The organism is Streptomyces sp. NPDC059373, from assembly GCF_042751495.1.
Classification (GTDB): Bacteria; Actinomycetota; Actinomycetes; order Streptomycetales; family Streptomycetaceae; genus Actinacidiphila.
This window is the reverse complement of the sequence record NZ_JBHYXC010000008.1, coordinates 123,807-144,554: the sequence shown is the minus strand read 5'-3', so window position 1 is coordinate 144,554 and position 20,748 is coordinate 123,807. Positions and strand designations below refer to the sequence as shown.

General features: G+C 71.6%; 19 protein-coding genes. 9 read left to right on the top strand and 10 right to left on the bottom strand.

Annotation, left to right across the window (positions count from 1 at the left end):
- Positions 1-2 precede the first annotated feature (2 nt).
- The 3 genes from pyk to ACFXJ5_RS15380 form a co-directional block, all read right to left on the bottom strand.
- Complete coding sequence (pyk, locus tag ACFXJ5_RS15390) at positions 3-1,436, bottom strand: pyruvate kinase (RefSeq protein WP_384630866.1); 1,434 nt, start codon at positions 1,434-1,436, stop codon at positions 3-5.
- Positions 1,437-1,566: 130 nt separating this feature from the next.
- Positions 1,567-2,253 (bottom strand): SIMPL domain-containing protein, encoded by a 687-nt coding sequence (locus ACFXJ5_RS15385; RefSeq protein ID WP_384630865.1) that lies wholly within the window; start codon positions 2,251-2,253, stop codon positions 1,567-1,569.
- Between the two features lie 21 nt (positions 2,254-2,274).
- Positions 2,275-3,168: a LysR family transcriptional regulator gene (locus ACFXJ5_RS15380; protein WP_384630864.1), complete on the bottom strand. Its 894-nt coding sequence runs from the start codon at positions 3,166-3,168 to the stop codon at positions 2,275-2,277.
- A 72-nt stretch (positions 3,169-3,240) separates the two neighbouring features.
- On the opposite strand from ACFXJ5_RS15380, the gene ACFXJ5_RS15375 reads away from it, so the two are divergent.
- From ACFXJ5_RS15375 to ACFXJ5_RS15365, 3 genes are read left to right on the top strand one after another with little or no spacing between them, the layout of a single operon-like run.
- Positions 3,241-3,930 carry a succinate dehydrogenase cytochrome b subunit gene (locus ACFXJ5_RS15375; RefSeq protein WP_384630863.1) on the top strand — a complete coding sequence of 230 codons (690 nt, stop codon included), beginning with the start codon at positions 3,241-3,243 and terminating at the stop codon, positions 3,928-3,930.
- Between the two features lie 2 nt (positions 3,931-3,932).
- Positions 3,933-5,876, top strand: a complete 1,944-nt coding sequence (locus tag ACFXJ5_RS15370; protein ID WP_384630862.1) for a fumarate reductase/succinate dehydrogenase flavoprotein subunit — start codon at positions 3,933-3,935, stop codon at positions 5,874-5,876.
- Positions 5,873-6,613, top strand: a complete 741-nt coding sequence (locus ACFXJ5_RS15365) for a succinate dehydrogenase/fumarate reductase iron-sulfur subunit (protein ID WP_384630861.1) — start codon at positions 5,873-5,875, stop codon at positions 6,611-6,613. The genes ACFXJ5_RS15370 and ACFXJ5_RS15365 overlap by 4 nt, the downstream gene beginning before the upstream one ends.
- Here ACFXJ5_RS15365 and ACFXJ5_RS15360 read toward each other — a convergent pair.
- Positions 6,573-7,964: a lysine N(6)-hydroxylase/L-ornithine N(5)-oxygenase family protein gene (locus ACFXJ5_RS15360; protein WP_384630860.1), complete on the bottom strand. Its 1,392-nt coding sequence runs from the start codon at positions 7,962-7,964 to the stop codon at positions 6,573-6,575. The two genes, ACFXJ5_RS15365 and ACFXJ5_RS15360, sit on opposite strands and share 41 nt — an antisense overlap.
- Positions 7,961-9,340, bottom strand: a complete 1,380-nt coding sequence (locus ACFXJ5_RS15355; protein ID WP_384630859.1) for a pyridoxal phosphate-dependent decarboxylase family protein — start codon at positions 9,338-9,340, stop codon at positions 7,961-7,963. The genes ACFXJ5_RS15360 and ACFXJ5_RS15355 overlap by 4 nt, the downstream gene beginning before the upstream one ends.
- 180 nt (positions 9,341-9,520) lie before the next feature.
- Here ACFXJ5_RS15355 and ACFXJ5_RS15350 point away from each other — a divergent pair, with 180 nt between their 5' ends.
- Together ACFXJ5_RS15350 and ACFXJ5_RS15345 are read left to right on the top strand one after the other, a co-directional pair.
- Entirely contained in the window at positions 9,521-10,498 is a 978-nt protein-coding gene (locus ACFXJ5_RS15350) for an MDR family NADP-dependent oxidoreductase (RefSeq protein WP_384630858.1), read from the top strand.
- A 46-nt stretch (positions 10,499-10,544) separates the two neighbouring features.
- Positions 10,545-10,958, top strand: coding sequence for a MerR family transcriptional regulator (locus ACFXJ5_RS15345; RefSeq protein WP_384630857.1), 414 nt, complete (start codon positions 10,545-10,547; stop codon positions 10,956-10,958).
- On the opposite strand, the gene pepN is transcribed toward ACFXJ5_RS15345, so the two are convergent.
- Both pepN and ACFXJ5_RS15335 read right to left on the bottom strand, forming a co-directional pair.
- A complete protein-coding gene (pepN, locus tag ACFXJ5_RS15340) occupies positions 10,935-13,418 on the bottom strand; it encodes an aminopeptidase N (protein WP_384630856.1) in 2,484 nt (827 codons plus the stop codon). The two genes, ACFXJ5_RS15345 and pepN, sit on opposite strands and share 24 nt — an antisense overlap.
- Positions 13,419-13,482: 64 nt before the next feature.
- Complete coding sequence (locus tag ACFXJ5_RS15335) at positions 13,483-14,034, bottom strand: sortase domain-containing protein (RefSeq protein WP_384630855.1); 552 nt, start codon at positions 14,032-14,034, stop codon at positions 13,483-13,485.
- A gap of 126 nt (positions 14,035-14,160) precedes the next feature.
- Here ACFXJ5_RS15335 and ACFXJ5_RS15330 point away from each other — a divergent pair, with 126 nt between their 5' ends.
- Complete coding sequence (locus tag ACFXJ5_RS15330; protein ID WP_384630854.1) at positions 14,161-14,550, top strand: VOC family protein; 390 nt, start codon at positions 14,161-14,163, stop codon at positions 14,548-14,550.
- Here the strand turns inward: ACFXJ5_RS15330 and ACFXJ5_RS15325 are convergent.
- Both ACFXJ5_RS15325 and ACFXJ5_RS15320 read right to left on the bottom strand, forming a co-directional pair.
- Complete coding sequence (locus tag ACFXJ5_RS15325) at positions 14,540-15,295, bottom strand: phosphotransferase family protein (RefSeq protein WP_384630853.1); 756 nt, start codon at positions 15,293-15,295, stop codon at positions 14,540-14,542. The two genes, ACFXJ5_RS15330 and ACFXJ5_RS15325, sit on opposite strands and share 11 nt — an antisense overlap.
- Complete coding sequence (locus tag ACFXJ5_RS15320) at positions 15,295-15,975, bottom strand: MBL fold metallo-hydrolase (protein WP_384630852.1); 681 nt, start codon at positions 15,973-15,975, stop codon at positions 15,295-15,297. The genes ACFXJ5_RS15325 and ACFXJ5_RS15320 overlap by 1 nt, the downstream gene beginning before the upstream one ends.
- Before the next feature lie 67 nt (positions 15,976-16,042).
- Between ACFXJ5_RS15320 and ACFXJ5_RS15315 the strand changes: the two genes are divergently transcribed.
- Together ACFXJ5_RS15315 and ACFXJ5_RS15310 are read left to right on the top strand one after the other, a co-directional pair.
- Entirely contained in the window at positions 16,043-17,041 is a 999-nt protein-coding gene (locus tag ACFXJ5_RS15315) for a class I SAM-dependent methyltransferase (protein ID WP_384630851.1), read from the top strand.
- A 117-nt stretch (positions 17,042-17,158) separates the two neighbouring features.
- Positions 17,159-18,088 (top strand): hypothetical protein, encoded by a 930-nt coding sequence (locus tag ACFXJ5_RS15310; RefSeq protein ID WP_384630850.1) that lies wholly within the window; start codon positions 17,159-17,161, stop codon positions 18,086-18,088.
- Positions 18,089-18,118: 30 nt separating this feature from the next.
- Here ACFXJ5_RS15310 and ACFXJ5_RS15305 read toward each other — a convergent pair whose 3' ends face one another.
- Entirely contained in the window at positions 18,119-19,318 is a 1,200-nt protein-coding gene (locus ACFXJ5_RS15305) for a Gfo/Idh/MocA family protein (protein ID WP_384630849.1), read from the bottom strand.
- A gap of 171 nt (positions 19,319-19,489) precedes the next feature.
- Here ACFXJ5_RS15305 and ACFXJ5_RS15300 point away from each other — a divergent pair, with 171 nt between their 5' ends.
- Entirely contained in the window at positions 19,490-20,686 is a 1,197-nt protein-coding gene (locus ACFXJ5_RS15300) for an ROK family protein (protein ID WP_384630848.1), read from the top strand.
- Positions 20,687-20,748 lie beyond the last annotated feature (62 nt).

The window sequence follows — 20,748 nt, the reverse complement described above, 5'->3', positions numbered from 1 at the left end:
AGCTACTTCGGCGAGTCGTCCTCACCGATGTGGTGGACGCGGACCATGTTGGTGGTGCCGGAGACGCCGGGCGGGGAGCCGGCGGTGATGACGACGATGTCGCCCTTTTCGCAGCGGCCGATGCGGAGGAGTTGCTCGTCGACCTGGTCGACCATTTTGTCGGTGGTCTGGACGGTGGGGCCGAGGAAGGTCTCGACGCCCCAGGTGAGGTTGAGCTGGGAGCGGGTGGAGGGTTCGGGGGTGAAGGCGAGGACGGGGATGGGGGAGCGGTAGCGGGAGAGGCGGCGGGCGGTGTCGCCGGATTGGGTGAAGGCGACGAGGAATTTGGCGCCGAGGAAGTCGCCCATTTCGGCGGCGGCGCGGGCGACGGCGCCGCCTTGGGTGCGGGGTTTGTTGCGTTCGGTGAGTGGGGGGAGGCCGGGGGCGAGCATGTCTTCTTCGGCGGCGGCGACGATGCGGGCCATGGTTTTGACGGTGTCGATGGGGTATTTGCCGACGCTGGTCTCGCCGGAGAGCATGACGGCGTCGGCGCCGTCCATGACGGCGTTGGCGACGTCGCTGGCTTCGGCCCGGGTGGGGCGGGACGACTCGATCATGGATTCGAGCATCTGGGTGGCGACGATGGCGGGTTTGGCGTTGCGTTTGGCGAGTTTGACGGCGCGCTTTTGGACGAGGGGGACGGCTTCGAGGGGCATTTCGACGCCGAGGTCGCCGCGGGCGACCATGATGCCGTCGAAGGCGTTGACGATTTCTTCGAGATTGTCTACGGCCTGCGGTTTTTCGATCTTGGCGATGACGGGGACCCGCCGGCCTTCTTCGCGCATGATCTTGTGCACGTCTTCGGCGTCGCGTCCGCTGCGGACGAAGGAGAGGGCGATGATGTCGGCGCCGATGCGCAGTGCCCATCGGAGGTCGTCGATGTCTTTTTCGGAGAGGGCGGGGACGGAGACGGCGACGCCGGGGAGGTTGAGTCCTTTGTTGTCGGAGACGAGGCCGCCTTCGATGACGATGGTGTGGACGCGGGGGCCTTCGACTTCGGTAACTTCGAGGGTGACGCGGCCGTCGTCGACGAGGATGCGTTCGCCGCGGCTGACGTCGGCGGCGAGGCCTTTGTAGGTGGTGCCGCTGATGTGGCGGTCGCCTTCGATGTCTTCGGTGGTGATGGTGAATTCGTCGCCGCGTTCAAGGAGTACGGGGCCTTCGGCGAAGCGGCCGAGGCGGATCTTCGGACCTTGAAGGTCGGCGAGGATGCCGACGCTGTGGCCGGTTTCGTCGGAGGCCTTGCGGACGTGCCGGTAGCGGTCCTCGTGGTCGCCGTGGGAGCCGTGGCTCATGTTGAGGCGGGCGACGTCCATTCCGGCTTCGACCAGGGTCTTGATCTGGTCGTAGGAGTCGGTCGCGGGGCCCAGGGTGCAGACGATTTTCGCTCGGCGCATGTTTCGAGCTTATGACCTACCGGCGGGTAGGAATTCGGTTGAAGGCAACTGCCCAACGTCGGCTGGATTAACGGTTGTTGACAAGTGGTGAAGTGTGCATGGGGGCGCTCGGATGAGCGCATCAGCGTATTTATCGGAGGTCCGGTGGCGTCATGGTGAAGTGCGCGGTCACCTGGGCGTAGACGGTCTGGCGTTCGGGTTCGAGGTCGATGGCGGGGGCGGTGTCCTGGGCGGCGCCTGCGGGGGCGGCGGCGAAGGCGGCGCGCATGGAGCGTTCGCGGGGGTAGGGGGCGGATTGCTGGACGCCTTCGTCGTCGAGTTCGATGAGGGCGCTCAGGTGGGCGCCGAGGGCTTCGGCGTATTCGCGGGCGCGCTGGACGGCGGCGCGTACGGCCTGCTGGCGGGCGGTGCGGTAGGCGGGTGAGTCGTGGCGCAGGGACCACCAGGGGCCGTCGACGCGGGTGAGGTCGAGGTCGGCGAGGCGGGTGGTGAGTTCGCCGAGGGCGGTGAAGTCGGTGAGGGTGGCGCTGATGCGGACGCTGCCGTGGTAGGCGCGGATGCGTTCGCCGCGGCCGCGTTCGCGGAGTTCGGGGGTGATGACGAAGGCGCCGGTTTCGAGTTTGTCGATGGCGTCGCCGTATTCCTTGATGAGTTCCAGGATGTGGTTGTTGCGGCTGGTGATGTCTTTGAGGGTGTTGCGGCGGTCGGTGCCGCGTGCGGTGACGGTGATGGCGATGGCGGCGAGTTCGGGTTCGACCTCGATGGTGGCTTCGCCGCGTACGCCGACGTGGGGGGCTTCGGGGGTGGGGTGGGTCATGCGGTCCACTCTGGCATGGCGTCAGGTCGTGGCGTGGGTGCGTACGTAGTCGAGCAGGACGCGGCGTAGTTCGCGGGCGGCGCGCGGGGGTTCGGCGTCTTTGCGGTGGGCGAGGGCGATGGTGCGGGTGAGGCCGGGCGGTGCGAAGGAGGTGGTCCGGAGGGTGGGGCGGCGTTCGGCGACCATGCTGGGGACGACGGCGAGGCCGAGGCCGGCTTCGACGAAGCCGAGGACGGCGTCCATTTCGCCTCCTTCGACGGCGAAGGTGGGTTCGAAGCCGGCGGCGCGGCAGGCGCTGGTGGTGAGTTCGCGCAGGTCGTAGCCGCGGCGGAACATGACGAGGGGGCGGTCGCGGAGGTCTTCGACGCGTAGCTGTGTGGGCATGCCGGGGGTGTCGGCGGCGGTGACGGCGACGAGGTCCTCGTGGAGCAGCGGGGTGGCGTCGAGGGCGGGGTCGTGGCTTTGGAGGGGCAGCACGATGAGGGCGAGGTCGAGGCTGCCGGTGGCGAGTTCGCGTACGAGGTCGCGGGAGCCGCCTTCTTCGATGATGAGCTGGATGCCGGGGTACTGGCGGTGGTAGTCGCGGAGGATGTCGGGGAGCAGGCCGGTGCAGAGGCTGGGGGTGGCGCCGAGGCGGACGCGGCCGCGGCGGAGCTGGAGGAGTTCCTGGACTTCTTGGGTGGCGGTTTCGGTGTCGGCGATGATGCGGGTGGCGATGGGCAGGAGGGCTTGTCCGGCGTCGGTGAGGGCGATGTTGCCGCGTGCGCGGCTGAAGAGTTCTGCTCCCAGTTCGTGTTCGAGGGCCTTGATCTGCTGGGAGAGGGATGGCTGGGCGACGTGGACGCGTTCGGCGGCGCGGGTGAAGTGGCGGGTTTCGGCCACGGCGAGGAAGTAGACGAGCTGCTGGAGCTGCATAGGTACAGCCTATGAAAACGAGCCGGAAGATGTCTTGGACCTGTCGTGGGCGGCGGTCCTACCGTCAGCGTCATGGCTTTGGCGACTGGGCCCAGGACGACTGGGCTGTGGGATTCGACCGTGGGCAAGAAGGCGGTCATGGCCGGCACCGGCGTGGTCATGCTGCTGTTCCTGGTCGTGCACATGCTCGGCAATCTGAAGATCTTCTTCGGTGCGGAGAACTTCAACGCGTACGCGGCGTGGCTGCGCACCATCGGTGAGCCGGTGCTGCACGAGAGCTGGTATCTGTGGATCCAGCGCACCGGCCTGCTGGCCTGCGTCGTCCTGCACGGCGTGGCCGCCTATCAGCTCGGTCGCCGCGACCTGGCCGCCCGGCCCGCGAAGTACGTGCACAAGCGGCCCCGGGCGTCGTACGCGACGCGGACGATGCGGTGGGGCGGGGTGATCCTGGGGCTGTTCATCGTGTGGCACATCCTGGATCTGACGACGCTGACGGTGAATCCGCGCGGTCAGGCGGGCCATCCGTACGAGAACGTGGTGGCCGACTTCCGGGTGTGGTGGGTGGATGTCGTCTACATCGTGGCGATGCTCGCGCTGGGCCTGCACATCAGGCACGGCTTCTGGAGTGCGGCGCAGACGCTGGGGGCGGTGAACAAGCGGCGTGACCGTGCGCTGAAGACCACCGCCAATGTGCTGGCGGCGGTGCTGACCGCCGGATTCATCGTCGTTCCTGTCGCCGTGATGAGCGGATTGGTGGACTGATCATGGATTTCTCCGACTATCGCGTGGGCGGGCCGATCGCCGACACCAAGGCTCCGGAGGGGCCGGTCGCGGTGCGCTGGGACCGGCGTCGTTTCGAGGCGAAGCTGGTCAATCCGGCGAACCGCCGCAAGCACACGGTGATCGTCGTCGGTACGGGCCTGGCGGGCGGCTCGGCGGGGGCGACGCTGGCGGAGCAGGGCTACCACGTGGTGCAGTTCTGCTTCCAGGACTCGCCGCGCCGGGCGCACTCGATCGCCGCGCAGGGCGGGATCAACGCGGCGAAGAACTACCGCAATGACGGCGACAGTGTGCACCGCCTGTTCTACGACACCGTCAAGGGCGGGGACTTCCGGGCCCGGGAGTCGAATGTGCACCGCCTCGCGGAGGTGTCGGTGCAGATCATCGACCAGTGCGTGGCGCAGGGTGTGCCGTTCGCCCGGGAGTACGGCGGGCTGCTGGACACGCGGTCCTTCGGCGGGGTGCAGGTGTCGCGGACGTTCTACGCGCGCGGGCAGACGGGCCAGCAGTTGCTGCTGGGCGCGTACCAGGCGTTGTCGCGGCAGATCGACGCGGGGAATGTGGAGCTGCATGCCCGCACCGAGATGCTGGATCTGATCGTGGTGGACGGGCGGGCGCGCGGGATCGTGGCGCGTGATCTGGTCAGCGGTGAGATCTCGGTGCATCTGGGTGATGCCGTGGTTCTGGCGTCCGGCGGTTACGGCAATGTCTTCTACCTGTCGACGAATGCCAAGGGGTCGAACGCCACCGCGATCTGGCGGGCGCACCGCAAGGGCGCGTACTTCGCCAATCCCTGCTTCACGCAGATCCATCCGACGTGCATCCCGCGCTCGGGCGAGCATCAGTCGAAGCTCACCCTGATGAGTGAATCGCTGCGCAACGACGGGCGGATCTGGGTGCCGAAGGCCGCCGGTGACACCCGCGCGCCGGCCGACATCCCCGAGGACGAGCGGGACTACTACCTGGAGCGGATCTATCCGGCCTTCGGCAATCTCGTGCCGCGCGACATCGCCTCCCGTGCCGCGAAGAACGTCTGCGACGAGGGGCGGGGCGTCGGCCCCGGCGGGCAGGGCGTGTATCTGGACTTCGCGGAGGCGATCGCGCGGATGGGCCGGGCCGAGGTCGAGGAGAAGTACGGGAACCTCTTCGAGATGTACGAGCGGATCACCGCCGAGGACCCGTACAGCCGCCCGATGCGGATCTATCCGGCCGTGCACTACACGATGGGCGGGCTGTGGGTGGACTACGACCTGCAGACCACCGTCCCGGGTCTCTTCGCGATCGGCGAGGCGAACTTCTCCGACCACGGCGCGAACCGTCTCGGCGCGAGCGCGTTGATGCAGGGCCTGGCCGACGGCTACTTCGTGCTCCCGGCGACCATCAACGACTATCTGGCGCGCGGTCCCCACGACCCGGTCCCCGCCGATCATCCGGCCGTCCGCGATGCCGTCTCCGGTGTCGAGGAGCGGCTGGGGCGCCTCCTCGCGGTCGGCGGGGACCGTACGCCGGACTCGTTCCACCGGGAGCTGGGCGAGCTGTTGTGGGAGGAGTGCGGCATGGCCCGTACGGAGAGCGGCCTGCGCAAGGCGCTGGAGCGGATCCCGGCGTTGCGGGACGAGTTCTGGCGGCGGGTGAAGGTGCCGGGGACGGGTGAGGAGTTCAACCAGTCGCTGGAGAAGGCGAACCGGGTGGCGGACTTCCTGGAGCTGGCGGAGCTGATGTGCCTGGACGCGTTGCATCGCGCCGAGTCGTGCGGCGGGCACTTCCGGGAGGAGTCGCAGACCCCGGACGGTGAGGCGCTGCGCGATGACGAGCGCTTCTCGTATGCCGCCGCCTGGGAGTTCACGGGGGCCGGGGCCGCGCCGGTGCTGCACAAGGAAGAGCTTGTCTTCGAGTACGTACATCCCACCCAGCGGAGTTACGCGTGAACCTGACCCTGCGCATCTGGCGCCAGCATTCGCCCGAGGACAAGGGCGCCATGGTCACCTACCGGGTTCAGGACATCAGTGCGGACATGTCCTTCCTGGAGATGCTGGACGTCCTCAACGAGGAGCTGATCCTCGGCGGCGAGGAGCCGGTGGCCTTCGACCACGACTGCCGTGAGGGCATCTGCGGGGCGTGCGGTGTGGTCATCAACGGGCAGGCGCACGGCCCGGAGCGGACGACGGCCTGCCAGCTGCACATGCGGTCCTTCAAGGACGGCGACACGATCGACGTCGAGCCGTGGCGGGCGGCGGCCTTCCCTGTGGTGAGGGACCTGGTGGTGGACCGTTCGGCCTTCGACCGGGTGATCCAGGCGGGCGGTTATGTCTCCGTGCCGACCGGCAGCGCCCCGGAGGCCCATGCCACCGCCGTGCCGAAGGAGTCGGCGGACTACGCCTTCGAGCATGCCGAGTGCATCGGCTGCGGGGCGTGCGTGGCGGCGTGCCCGAACGGCTCGGCGATGCTGTTCACCTCCGCGAAGGTCAACCACCTCAACGTCCTTCCGCAGGGCGGCCCGGAGCGCGAGACCCGGGTGCTGAACATGGTCACCGCCATGGACGGTGAGGGCTTCGGCGGCTGTACGAACACCGGTGAGTGCGCGACGGCCTGCCCGAAGGGGATTCCGCTGCCGTCGATCGCGGCTATGAACCGTGAATACCTGCGGGCCTTGCGTAAGCGCTGACGGCGGCGGGCTGCAGCCCGAACGTGGTGAAGGCGGTGCGGGCCGGCAGGGGGTAGGGGTCCTGGCCGGTGAGGGTGTTGAGGATGACGGCGGAGCGCCAGGCGGCCAGGCCCAGGTCGGGCGCGCCGACGCCGTGGGTGTGCCGGGCGGCGTTCTGGACGTAGATGGACGCGCCGGTGCCGTGCACGGCCGTGTCGAGCAGCAGCCGGTGGTCGGGGCCGACGCGGGGGCGGCCGGCGGAGTCGCGGCGCAGGTAGGGGTCGAGGGGGGCGAGGAGCTGGTCGAGGGGGCGTTCGCGGTAGCCGGTGGCCAGGATGACGGCGTTGGTGGTGAGCCGGGTGCGGGTGGTCTGCTGTTCGTGCTCGAGGTGGAGTTCGATGGCGTTGGTGCCCATCCGGCCGGCGGTGCGGACGGTGACGCCGGGGGTGAGGGTGGCGTCGGGCCAGCCGCCGTCGAGGGTGCGCCGGTAGAGCTCGTCGTGGATGGCGTTGATGGTGTCGTGGTCGATGCCCTTGTGGAGCTGCCATTGCTGGGGGACGAGCTGGTCGCGTACGGGTTCGGCGAGGCCGTGGAAGAAGTGGGCGTAGTCGGGGGTGAACTGTTCCAGGCCGAGCTTGCTGTACTCCATCGGTGCGAAGGCGGGGGTGCGGGCGATCCAGGTGAGGCCTTCGCGGCCGGCGGGGCGGGCGCGCAGCAGGTCGAGGAAGACCTCGGCGCCGGACTGGCCGGAGCCGACGACCGTGATGTGCGGGGTGGCCAGCAGGCGTTCGCGCTGCTTGAGGTAGTCGCCGGAGTGGATGACGGGGACGGTGGGGGCATCGGCGAGCGGCCGCAGGGGTTCCGGGACGTACGGGGCCGTGCCGATGCCGACGGCGAGGTTGCGGGTGTAGGTACGGCCGAGGGCTTCTGCTTCGCCGTGGGCGTCGAGCTGGGTGTGGTCGACCTCGAAGAGGGCGCGGCCGGGGTTCCAGCGGACGGTGTCGACCTGGTGGCCGAAGTGGGTGGTGGGGAGGGCTTCGGCGACCCAGCGGCAGTAGGCGTCGTATTCGGCGCGTTGAATATGAAATCGCTCGGCGAAGTAGAAGGGGAAGAGCCGGTCGCGGGTCCTGAGGTAGTTGAGGAAGGTCCAGGGGCTGGCGGGGTCGGCGAGGGTCACCAGGTCGGCGAGGAAGGGGACTTGGAGGGTGGTGCCCTCGATGAGCAGGCCGGGGTGCCAGTGGAAGGCGGGGCGCTGGTCGTAGAAGGCGGCGCGCAGGTCGGGGATGCCGTCGGCGAGGGCGGCGAGGGAGAGGTTGAAGGGGCCGATACCGATGCCCAGGAGGTCGAAGGGCTGGTCGTCTGTGGTGGTCATCGGGACGTACGGCCTTCCGTGGTGAGCGCCAGGAGCGCTGCGAGGTCTTCGGTGCGGGTGCGGGGGTTGAGCAGGGTGACCTTGAGCCAGAGGCGGCCGTCGGCGGTGGCCCGGCCGAGGACGGCGCGGCCCTGGTGCATCAGGTGGCGGCGCAGGGAGGCGACGTGTTCGTCGGTGGCGCCGGTGGGGCGGAACAGGACGGTGCTGATGGTGGGGCGGGCGTAGAGGTCGAGCCCGGGGTGCCGTTCGACGAGGTCGGCGAGGAGCTGGGCGTGGTCGCAGATGGTGTCGACGAGGGCGCCGAGTCCTTCGCGGCCCAGGGCCTTGAGGGTGACGGCGATCTTGAGGATGTCGGGGCGGCGGGTCGTCCGGAGGGAGCGGCCGAGGAGGTCGGGCAGGCCGGCTTCGGTGTCGTCGGCGGCGTTGAGGTAGTCGGCGCGGTGGTCGAGTGGGTGCAGTGCGGCGGTGTCGGGGACGGCGAGCAGGCCGGCGGCGACGGGTTGCCAGCCGATCTTGTGCAGGTCGAGGGTGACGGAGGCGGCCCGGTCCAGGCCGTGGAGCTTGGGTGCTTCGCGGTGGCTGAGGAGCAGGGGGCCGCCGTAGGCGGCGTCGATGTGGAGTTCGGCGCCGTGGGCGGCGGCGGCCTGGGCGAGTTCGGGCAGCGGGTCGATGGCGCCGGTGTCGGTGGTGCCGGCGGTGGCGACGACGAGCGCGGGGTCGTAGATGCCGGCCAGGGCCTGAGCCACGGCGGCCGGGTCGAGGGTGCCGCGCGGGGTGGGGACGACGACGGGGTCGGGCAGGCCGAGGACCCAGGCGGCGCGCTGGATGCTGTGGTGGGCGCCGGCGCCGCAGACGACCTGGAGGGGGGCGGCCGGGTGGCGTTCGCGGGCGAGGAGCAGGCCGAGCTGGTTGGACTCGGTGCCGCCGGTGGTGACCAGGGCGTCGGCCTGCGGGTGGCCGGGGAAGACGAGGGCGGCCAGTGCCTCCACTGTGGCGGCTTCGATTTCGGTGGCGGCCGGGGCCTGGTCCCAGGAGTCCATGGACGGGTTGAGGGTGCTGACCGCCAGGTCCGCCGCGACGGCCGCCGCCAGCGGTGGCGCGTGCAGGTGGGCCGCGCACAGGGGGTCCGCCGGGTCGGCCGCGCCCTCGGCCAGGGCCCGCACCAGCGTACGCAGGGCGGTCTCCGCGCCTTCCCCGGTGTCCGGAACCGGCTCCCCGCAGGCCTCGCGGACGCGCTGGGCGACCTTCTCGGGGCCGCCGGCCGGAATGGGGCCGCCTCTGGCCGCCGCGCCCTGCTCGAGGGCGTCGAGCACGATGTCGAGCAGCGGCCGCAGACGGCCGGTTCCTTCGACGCCTCCGGCGAGGTGGGGTGGCATGGGGTGGCGTCCTTCCCAGTCGTGCGGTTGACCGGGACGTTTGTACGTCCTGTCTGCACAACGACCATCACCCGACAGGGGTATTGCCCGGCCGCAGCGGAACATCTCGTGCCGGCGGCCGGGGGTCCGGCTCCGGCGCGCTTGACCCTCACGCATGCGTCAAGGTTTAGCGTCGTCCCCATGACTGCCACTCACCGAGAAGTACGCCTCGCCGCCCGCCCGCAGGGCCCGCTGGGGCCCGAGCACTTCAGCGTCGTGGAGGTCCCGGTTCCCCGGCCGGGACCCGGACAGCTCCTGGTACGCAACCGCCTGATGGCGGTCTCGGCGGTGATGCGCAGCCTGATGGGGGACCCCGGGTCACTGCCGATGCCCGCCTTCCGGGTCGGCGAGGCGCTCTTCGGACAGGTGGTGGGCGAGGTCGTCGGCACCGGTGAGCTGGTGGAGCACCGGGCGGGCTGGCGGGAGTACGCGGTCGTGGACGAGGCCGGGGTGCGGCCGATCGTGCCGGGGGTGCTGCCGGATCCGGCGGCGTATCTGTCGCAGGGCTGGTTCGCCTGGCTGGGGGTCGTGCGGGCGGCCCAGGTACGGCCGGGTGACACGGTGTTCGTCAGCGGCGCCACCGGCGGCGTCGGCAGCATGGCCGGGCAGGTCGCACGGCTGCGGGGGGCCGGGCGGGTGATCGGCAGCACGGGTTCGCCGGAGAAGGCGAAGCGGCTGGTCGGTGAGCTGGGCTACGACGCCGTGGTGCTCCGCGGGCCCGGCGGCTTCGAGGAGCGGCTGCGGGAGGCCGCCCCGGACGGCATCGACGTGCTCTTCGACAACGTCGGCGGGGAGCAGCTGCTCGCGGCGCTCGCCGTGGCGCGCCGCGAGGCGCGGTTCGCGCTGGTCGGCGCGCTGGCCGGGCAGTTAGGCGGTACGGGGACGACCGTGGAGCTCGACACCCTGGATCTGATCTCGCGGGGCATCACGCTGCGGGGCATCGCCGGCATCGACCACCTGGCGACGCGGGAGGAGTGGAACACGGTGTTCGGGCGCGGCCTGCGCGACGGCACGCTGAGCTTCCCGCACGTCCGCCTCCAGGGCATCGAAGCCGCGCCCCGGGCACTGTGCGAGCTGGTGCAGGGCAGGCATCTCGGTGCCGTACTGGTGGAGCTGTGACGCACGGCAGGCGGGCCGAGCGGGCCGAGCCGGGCGAGGGGGTGGCATGCGGATCGGGCAAGCGGCGGCGGCCGCCGGGCTGACGCCTCGCGCGCTGCGGTACTACGAGGAACGCGGGCTGCTGGAGACCCGGCGTACGTCGGCCGGCTACCGGGAGTACGGGCCGGAGGACGTGGCACGGCTGCGGGTCGTGCGTGAACTGCTGGAGGCCGGGCTGACGATCGCCGACGTACGGGCCATCGTGCCGCAACTGCGCCCGCTGCCCGCCGACGGCACGGTCGACGGCAGCCCCACCGCCTGGCCCTGCGAGGCCGCTCAGACCCTGTGGCGGCGGCGGCTCGACGACCTGGACCGGCGCATCGACCGGCTGACCCGGGTGCGGGAACGGCTCGCCCGGGGCATCGGGGAGCCGCTCCGTGCTTTCGGCGGCCCGCGGTCAGGCGCCGCCCCGGACGCGTAGGGCGCGGGCGAGGTCGTCGAGCTGGTCGGCGAGCTTTCGGCGCAGGGCGGGGGTGGGGCCGGTGGCCGCGTCGGTGTCGGCGAGGCAGGCTTCGCCCAGGCGGAGGGTGTCGGCGTCGACGTGCGGGAGCGGGAAGGCGGAACGGCCGGCGGCTTCGGCGAGGGCGGGGCCGCGGCGGGCGGCCAGCGCGGTGGCGGCGGGGAAGTAGCGGGGCACGAAGTCCCGTACGAGATCGCGGTGTTCGGGCTGCCAGAAGCCCTGGGCGGTGGCGGTGAAGAGGTAGTTGGACAGGTCGTCGCCGTCGAAGAGGGTGGCCCAGGCGGCCTGCTTGCTCGCCGGGTCGGGGAGGGCGGCGCGGCAGCGGGCGGCGCCCTCCTGGCCGGTGGCGCTGGGGTCGCGGGCGAGTTCGGCGTCGATGTCGGTGGCGGTGGCGGCGCCCAGGACGGAGAGGCGGAGCAGGAGCCGCCAGCGCAGTTCGGGGTCGACGCGGGGGCCGCCGGTGATGGCCTCGGCGGTGAGCCAGTCGCGGAGTTCGGCGGCGTCGGTGGTGACCGCGATGAGGGTGCGGGCGGCGACCAGCGGGTGGCGGGGCAGCAGTTCGCGGGCGACGGCCTCCAGGGTGGCGAGGGCGGCGGGGCGCTGCTCGTCGGGGAGGTAGCGGTCGGCGATCTGGGTACGGGAGAAGGTCAGTACGCCCTCGATGACGGCGATGTCGGTCTCGTACGGCAGGTGGGCGCGGGCCGCCTCCAGGTAGGCGGCGGGGGGCAGTTCGCCGTCGCGGACCTGGTCGCGGGCGGCGTTCCAGACCACGGCCCGGGACAGGGCGTCGGGCAGGCCGCGCAGCGCGGCGGCGACGGTGGCCCAGGACTGCTCGTCGAAGCGGACCTTGGCGTAGGTGAGGTCGCCGTCGTTGAGCAGCACGAGGTCGGGGCGCGGCCCGGTGAAGTCGATGGGCTCGCCGGGGACGTCGGTGGAGAAGCGGTCGCGGGCCAGCAGCCGCGCCGGGTCGGTGTCCGCCTGGTCATACAGGCTGACGGTGATGCGGTGCGGGCGGGAGCCGGTGCGGTCGATGGCGAACCGCCAGCCGGCCCCTTCGTCGGTGGTGGTGACGTGCGGGGTAAGGGTGTCGACGCCGGTGGTGCGCAGCCACTGCTCGGCCCAGGTGTGGACGTCGCGGTCGGTGGCGCGGGCCAGGGAGTCCAGGAAGTCGGCGAGGGTGGCGTTGCCGAAGCGGTGGCGGGCGAAGTGGTCGTTGATGCCGGCCAGGAAGTCCTTCTCGCCGAGCCAGGCGACGAGCTGGCGCAGGGCGGAGGCTCCCTTGGCGTAGGAGATGCCGTCGAAGTTGGACAGGGCGGAGGCGGTGTCGTGGACGGCCTCGGCGTCGGGGGCGACGGGGTGGGTGGTGGGCCGCTGGTCGGCGTCGTAGCCCCAGCCCTTGCGGGCGACGCCGAAGTCGGTCCAGGTGTCGGTGTAGCCGGTGGCCTCGGACAGCACCTGGAAGCCCATGTACTCGGCGAAGGACTCGTTGAGCCAGATGTCGTCCCACCACTGGAGGGTGACGAGGTCGCCGAACCACATGTGGGCCATCTCGTGGGCGATGACCATGCCCCGGGTCTGGCGCTCGGTGTCGGTGACGGCGGAGCGGTAGACGAACTCGTCGCGGAAGGTGACCAGTCCGGGGTTCTCCATGGCGCCGAAGTTGAACTCCGGCACGAAGGCCTGGTCGTAGGAGTCGAAGGGGTACGGCTCCTCGAAGATCTCGTGGTACCGGTCGAAGCAGCGGCGGGTGATGTCGAACAGCTCGTCGGCGTCCGTGTCGAGGTGCGGCGCCAGGGAGCGGCGGCAGTGCAGTCCGAAGGGCAGCCCGGCGTGCTCGGTGCGCACGGAGTGCCAGGGGCCGGCGGCGATCGCGAGCAGATACGTACTGATCAGCGGGGTCGGCGCGAGCTGCCAGCGGCCTTCGTCGGCGCGCTGTGCGACGCCGTTGCCCAGGACCGTCCAGGCGGCAGGGGCGGTGACGCCGACCTCGAAGACGGCTTTGAGGTCCGGCTGGTCGAAGGCGGCGATGACGCTGCGGACGTCCTCCAGGGACATCTGCGTGTAGAGGTACGTCTCGCCGTCGACGGGATCGGTGAAGCGGTGCATGCCCTCGCCGGTGCGGGAGTAGCGCATGTCGGCCTCGACGCGCAGCTCGTGCGGCCCGGCGGCGAGCCCGGTGAGCGGCAGCCGGTTGCCCTCCAGCGCCGCGGGGTCCAGCTCCTGGCCGTCGAGCACGGCGCGGTGGAGGGCGGCGGGCTGGATGTCGACGAAGGTGTCGCCCGCCTCGCGCGCGGTGAAGTGGATCACCGTACTCGACCCGAAGATCTCGTCACCCCGGTCGAGGTCGAGGTCGATCACATAGCGGTGAACGTCGAGGAACCGGGCTCGGGTCTGCGCTTCGGCGCGCGTCAGTACGGACATACGGCCATGCTGCCGCATGCCCCACGGGCCGCGCACGGAGGTTGGCTGTGGGCTGAACCGCGGGTCAGGCCTCCGGTATCGCGTAGACGAGGGGGCCGGTGCCGGAGATCAGCCGCAGCGACGGACTGTCGCCGCCACCCGGGTCCAGGAGCGCGGCGGCGGTGGGCTTGTCGTCGACGCGGGTGACGGTGAAGCGGATGTGGCTGCCGTCCTGGCGCGTGATGTCGATGCTGTCGTGGCCGCGCAGCGCGCCCAGCCGGTGGAAGACGTCCCGTCCGACGATCACGGCGGCGCCGCCGTCCCCGGGGGCGGAGCTGTGGTCGTACCAGCCGGCGTAGCCGCGCTGCGTGTCGGTGGGGGCCTGCGGGGTGCCGTCGTCCTTGAGTCCGAGGTCCATGACGGCGGCGTGGACGCCGGCCGCCGGGATGTCGATCCGTACCGGGGTGTGTGGCGGCGGGTCGGTGGCCCTGGCCGCGGCGGTGGCGTGGACGGTCGCCGCGGCCTCCCGGGCCCTGGACTGCACGACGACCCAGACCGTCGCCGCCGCGACGGCGAGGAGGACGACGGCGGCCGCATTGACGCGGCGGTGGGCGGTCGCGGCGGTGCTGCGGCTCATACGGTCACGCTATGAGCGGTACGGGGGCGCGGGCATCAGCCGTCCGTCCCGACCTGTGTCCACCGAAAGTAGGGTTCTGGGGGCCCGCCGTGCATCTTGAGTCGCATGCCGGGCACTCTCCCGAGCATGATTGCCACCCTTTCCTGCGTGGTCCTGGACTGTCCCGATCCCGTCGCCCTCGCCGGCTTCTACCAGCGGATCCTCGGCTGGGAACTGTACGCCGACGACCCGGAGTTCCCGATGCTCACCTCGCCCGACGGCACCCGGCTCGCCTTCCAGCTCGTCGCCGTCCACAACCCGCCGCAATGGCCCGACCCGGCGCGGCCGCAGCAGTTCCACCTGGACTTCGACGCCGGGACCCTCGCCGACGTCGAGGCCAAGCACGAGCAGGTCGTGGCCTGGGGTGCGACCTTCGCGCACGACAGCGGCGGAAAGGAGAAGGGCTTCCGGGTCTTCACCGACCCCGCCGGGCACCCCTTCTGCCTGTGCTGGCAGGCGGACGCCGCTACCGGGTGACCGTCGGCGGCTCGTTCCCCAACTGCCTCTCGAGCTCCGTGCGGTGCGCCGCCGTCCAGTCGTACGCGGCCCGGACCTCGGCCACCGCGCCGCCCTCCCGCAACCGCCGCATGGCCGGGTCGCCCGCGTCGGCGAGCCGGTCGATGCCGCGCCAACAGCGGTCCTGCCACCACAGGACGGTCCCGACGAGCCGCCGACGGTCGGCGTCGCCGAGCCCGTACGCCTCGCTGACGACCCGCATCCGCGCGCCGACCTCCGCCGCCGCCGATCCGGTACCGCAGAACTGCCAGCAGACATGCGCCACGTCGTGCACGCGCAGCCCCGGCGCCGCCAGGTCCCAGTCGATGAAGGCGACCGGCCGCAGGCCCTCACCGGAGTCGCGGTAGACGGTGTTCCTGGGTGCCAGGTCGTTGTGGCAGACCACCTCGCCGCCCTCCGCGAGGGCGGTCCCGGCCGTCAGGTCGTGGAACTGCCGGGTCAGCCGCGCCACTTCGGCCGTCGCCACGTCGTCGATGACCGGAGGCGGCCGCACCGGCCCCCACGGCACCTGCCCGTCGACGTACGACAGCACCTCGCGGCCCCGCTCGTCCGTGCCGAGGTGGCGGGGTGCGCCCTGCCAGCCCGACGCCGCGAGGTGCTCCAGCAGTTCGCGTACGTACGCCGCCCGCTCCCCCGGCGTCCGCCGCACCGTGGCCCCGACGCGGGTGACGGCGCTGACGAAGCCGCCGGGCAGTCGCTTCTCCATCAGGCGGCCACCCGCAGCGCCTCTCCGGCGCCGCCGGTGAGCGGTTCGCCGTGCCCGAAGCAGGCCGTGTCGGTGTCGAGGGCCGCAAGGCGGGCGTACCCGGCCAGCACCTGCTCACGGTCGTTGTTGAACACCCCGGGCCTCGGCCGGCCCTCGGCGAAGGAGATGGTGTCCCCCGTGAACAGCACCCCGGCGGCGGGCAGATGCAGGGCGATGCTGCCCGGCGTATGGCCCGGAACGTGGAACACCCTGGCGCCCCAGTCCAGTTGGTCCCCGTCGGCCAGCTCCCGGTCCACCCGGGCCGCCGGCGCGGCGGGCAGCCCGAGCGCCGACACCCGCTCCCAGATCGGCAGCTCCCACGGCTCCAGGACCGGCGGCGGGACCGCGGCCCTCCCCCGCACGGCGTCCGCGTCGGCGGCGCCCGCCAGCACGCGGGCGCCGGTCGCGGCGGCCAGGGCGGCGGCGGAGCCCGCGTGATCCTCGTGCGCGTGGGTCAGCACGATCTCCCGTACGTCCTCCGGAGCACCGCCGAGCTCGTGGATCGCCTGCAGGATCGCGGCCTCGCTGCCCGCCGGACCGGTGTCCACCAGGGCGTACCCGCCGGGCTGCCGGACGATGTAGACCTGGCCGACGGGAAAAGGCAGAAGCCAGATGTCAGTGGTGACTTGTACAGTTTCCATGGCTCGACGCTAGGGCCGCCGCCGGGGCGCTGCACGGCTGTTCAGCCGAGGGGGAACAGGGGGAGCGTTGTACGAACGTCTGGAGGGCGACGACCCCGACCCGGTGTCCGTCCGCCACGTCACCTTCGTGCCCTTCCTGCCGGACGGGCGCTGCGCCGCCGTCATCGGCGGCGGCGGCGAGTTGCTGCTGCCGTCCGGCGACGTGCTGCCCGGGGAGGACTGGCGGCTGGACACCGCCGCGCGGGTGCCGCTGGAGACCGCCGGGTACTACCGGCAGCGGGTGCGGCCCTTCGGCTACGACGCCGCCGAGCAGCGCGTGTACGCGTGGCTGGAAGGCGACCGGTACCGGGGCCGGCGCCCGCATGCCGAGCCGGAGCTGTTCACCGACGAAGCGGAGGCGGTCGCCGCGCTACTGCCGTACGGCCCGCGCAGGGCCGTCCTGGACGCCGCCCGGTCGTACCGCGGGCAGGACGACGCCTCGTACTTCGCCGACAGCGCACGGCTGATCGAGCCCGCCTACCTGCGCGCCGCCACACCCGAAGGGGGTTCCGGCTTCGGTGGCGGCCCGCAGGAGTGGCGGGCCCGCCGTTCGATGATCGCCGAAGCCCTGGACCGGGACGGCACCTTCCTGGACGTCGGCTGCGCGAACGGCCTGCTGATGGAGTCCGTCCGCGCGTGGGCCGCCGAGCGGGGCCGGTCGATAGAGCCGTACGGCATCGACATCGCCCCGGGCCTGGTCGGCCTGGCCCGGCAGCGGCTCCCCCACTGGGCGGCCCGGATCGAGACCGGTAACGCGCTGGACTGGCGGCCCGCGGACGGGCGGCGCTTCGGCTTCGTCCACGTGCTGGCCGACTGCGTACCCCGGGCCCGCCTCAGCGATCTCGTACGCCACACCCTGACCCTGGTCGAGCCGGGCGGCCGGCTGCTGGTCAGCGTCTACCAGCCGGCCGGCGGCGGGGATGCGTCCGCGCCCGAGCGGCTGGCGGCGCTGGGGATACCGGTCGCCGGGTCCGCGACCGGCGACGGGCCGCCGGGCACGGCGACAACGGCGTGGGTCGACGCGTAATGCCTGTGAGGCCCCCCGGGGCCGAGCAGTGCGAGGGCGGCCGGGAAAGGTTCTGCCAACGGCGTGGGTCGACGCGTAACCTCGGAGGCGACGGAGCCGTCGCCGGGGGAGGCGCGCGTGACCCAACAGGCAGACCCGGGCAGCCCGGCAGCGAACCCGATCGTGCACGGGTTTCCGCACCTCGGGACGATCAGGGCCGCGCTGACCGCGCTGTACAAGCGGATGTCGTCGGACATGGTGAACAGCTTCCCGGCGAGCGTGCGCCCCGAGACGGTGGACTTCCCGGCCGACGAGGATCCGTTCCTGGGCGCGCAGCGGGTGGCGCAGGTCATGGTGCGGCACTTCCGGCTGCCGGAGGCACGGATGGTGGTGAGCTTCCGGGACATGGTGCACGCCGGGAACGTGGAGCTGGAGGCAGGCCCGGAGTACTTCATCGAGCTGCACGCGCGCTTCAAGGAGGACCGCCGCGACGTGGGCGCGGCCCTCGCCCACGAGGTGATGCATGTCTTCCTGCACCGCCTGGACCTGGAGTTTCCCGGCACGCGCGACAACGAGATCCTGACCGACACCGCGACGGCGTATCTGGGCGCGGGCTGGCTGCTGCTGGACTCCTACCGCGAGGAGCCCGCCCGGCGCGGGGAGCGGGTCCTGATGTCCGCGTCCAAGCTGGGCTATCTCACGCCCGAGGAGTTCGGCTACGTGCTGGCCAAGCGCGCGCTGGCCTTCGGGGACGACATCGAGCCGTGGTTCACCAGCGCCCAGGCCCGTGACGCCTACCGGGCCGGCCTGGCCCTGGCGCAGCAGGACCTGCGCCATCCGCCCCTGCTCGGCTGCGGCTGGGCGGGCCGGCGCCGCTATGCCAAGGACCGGCGGGCCGGCACCGCCCAACCCTCCGCCGGCTACGTCTTCGAGGGGCGGGGGACGGCCGGCCCGCTGCGGGTGTCGTTCCCCTGCCCCACCTGCCATCAGCGCATCCGCGTGCCCGTGCGGGGCCGGGTCAGGGCACGCTGCACGCTGTGCCGCACGGTGCTGGAGTGCGACACCTGACCCAGTAGCCCCGACGCCTACAGACCAGGGCTACGCGGGCGCGTCCCCGAAGTCCGGGATGTCCAGCCGGACGCCCCCTTGCCGCGCGGACTCGTGCGCGATGATCCCCGGCAGCGTGTAACGGGCGGCGACCCAGGCGTTGACGGACGGCAGGCTGCGGGTGTTGACGGCGGTGACGAAGTCGTCCACCAGGAAGTGGTGGCTGCCTTCATGGCCGTTCGGCATATGGTCGAACTCTCTGGGCAGCCGCGACCGGTCGTGCACCGGCGCGGACCCGGACGTGAAGGCGTCCCGCAGTGCCGGGGCGATGTGGGCCAGCGACGGGTCGTCGGGCGGGAGGGTGGGCTTGGGCTGGAGGTGGTCGGAGATGTCCTGGACCCCCTTCTTGTCCTGCCAGACGCTGACCGTGGCCAGCTGTTCCAGGCTTCCCTCCGTGCCGAAGAACCGGAATCGCGACTCCCGGATGTGCGACGGATAGCCCACCCGCCGGAACTCGTTGGTACGGAACGAGCCGCCGCCCGCGACCTCGAAGAGGGCGGTGGCGTTGGAGAAGTCGTTGCCGAACTGGCTGACCTCCTTGTCGAACACCCCGTCCCCCCGGTCGTCGGTGACACCGATCGCCGACACGCTCACCGCGTGCGTCCCCCACGCGCCGAGCACTCCGCCGATGGCGTGGGTCGGGTAGAGCAGCGGCGGGTAGCTGGCGGTGGCCTTCCAGTTCTCGCCGCCGCTGTACTGGTACGCCTCGTAGAACCCGAGGTCCATGTCGTGGACGTAGTCGCCCTCGGCGTAGAACAGCCGCCCGAAGGCACCCTCGGCGATCTGGTTGCGGGCGTAGACGGTCGCGGGGTTGTACTGGCTGGTCTCGCCCATCATGTACGTCAGCCCGGTCTCCCGTACGGCGTCGATGATGGCCGCGATCTCCTCCTGGGTCACCGCCATCGGCACCGCCGAGTACACGTGCTTCCCGGCCTTGAGGCCCTGGACGACCAGCGGGCCGTGGGTCCAGCGCTGGGTGAAGATGGCGACCGCGTCCACGCTGTCCGACGCGAGCATGGCCTCGTACGACGGGAAGGTCCCGGTCAGTCGCTCGTCGGCGACGAGTCGGTCGGCGCGCTCGGGGAGGACGTCGGTGACGAAGATGTCGCCGACGCCGGGGTGGCTGCGGAACAGCTTGGCGAACTGCCCGGAGAACTGTCCGGCGCCGACGATTCCGAGGGAGAACGTCATGGGTGGCCCTTTCACATGGGGAGTCAGGATTTACTTTCTCTCCGAAAGAATCTCAGCGTCAAGGGGTGCGCGGACATCGATATCAGACGATCTGGTTCGGCCTTCGGCCTTGACATTTCTTCCGCTCCAAAACAAAGGTGGGTGGATACGATGAGCCGGGAAAGGAGCTCGATGAGCAGGCTTGCCGCCAGTTGGGTACCCCTGAGCGCCGCCGAACGCGCCGTGGCGATCGAGGTGCTGACCCACGGTCCGATCTCGCGTGCCGAGATCGCCAGGAAGCTGAATCTGTCGGCCGGCAGCCTCACCCGCCTCACGAAGCCGCTGATCGAGTCCGGTCTGCTGGTCGAGGACCCGGCAGCCCATACGTCCCAGGCCCAGGCCCAGGCCCAAGCCCAGGCCCAGGCGGCGGCCATCCGGCAGGGCCGGCCATCGCAGCCGCTCGACATCGTCGCGGACTCCCGCTACTTCGCCGGCTTCAAGATCACCGCTGATGCCGTCTACGGCGTGGTGACCACCCTCAAGAGCGACATCGTGCTGCGCCGCACCCGCCTGCTGACCACCCGCGAACCCGAGGAAGTGGCCGACCTCGTCCACGACCTGACCGAGGAATTCGCCCTCGCCTTCCCTCGCCTGGCAGGCATCGGCGTGGGCGTGGGCGGCCATGTCAGGGGCCGGGCCTTGGTGGTCACGTCACCCTTCCTGAACTGGGAGGGCGTGCCCTTCGCCGAGCTCCTCGAGGAGCGCACCGGCCTTCCGGTCGTCGTCGAGAACGACGTGGCCGCCCTCGTCGAGGCCGAGGCCTGGTTCGGCGCCGGGCGCGGCCTGGACCGCTTCGCCGTGCTCACCATCGGTGCCGGCATCGGCTACGGCCTGGTCATCGGCAGCAACCTGGTCCGCGCCGCCGAGGACGGCCACGGGATCGGCCGCCGCTGGATCCTCAACCCCAACGGCCCCCTCAGCCCGCACGGTGAGCGCGGCAGCGCCATCGCCCTGCTCTCGATCCCCGGCATCCGCTACCAGGTCCAGGCCGCCACCGGCCGCGAGGTCACGTACGACGAGATCCTCGCCCAGGCCGCCGCGGGCGACCCGGTCGCCGCCCGCGTGGTCGACGAGGCCGCCCGGGGCCTGGGCACCCTGGTGGCGCAGATCGCCAACTTCGCCATGCCGCAGAAGATCCTCCTCGCCGGCGAGGGCGTCGGCCTGGTCGACGTGGCGGCCACGGCCGTCCAGGAGAGCATCCTCGCCAACCGCCACCCCCTCGCCGATCCGGTGGTCCTGGAGACGAAGGTGTCCGACTTCAACGACTGGGCGCGCGGCGCGGCGGTGCTGGCCATCCAGGTCCTCGTGCTGGGCAGGACACACGGCTGAACCACGGGTTGAAACCCGCAGGCGGACCCCCGGACACGCCACGGCGCCCGCCCCCGGTCGGG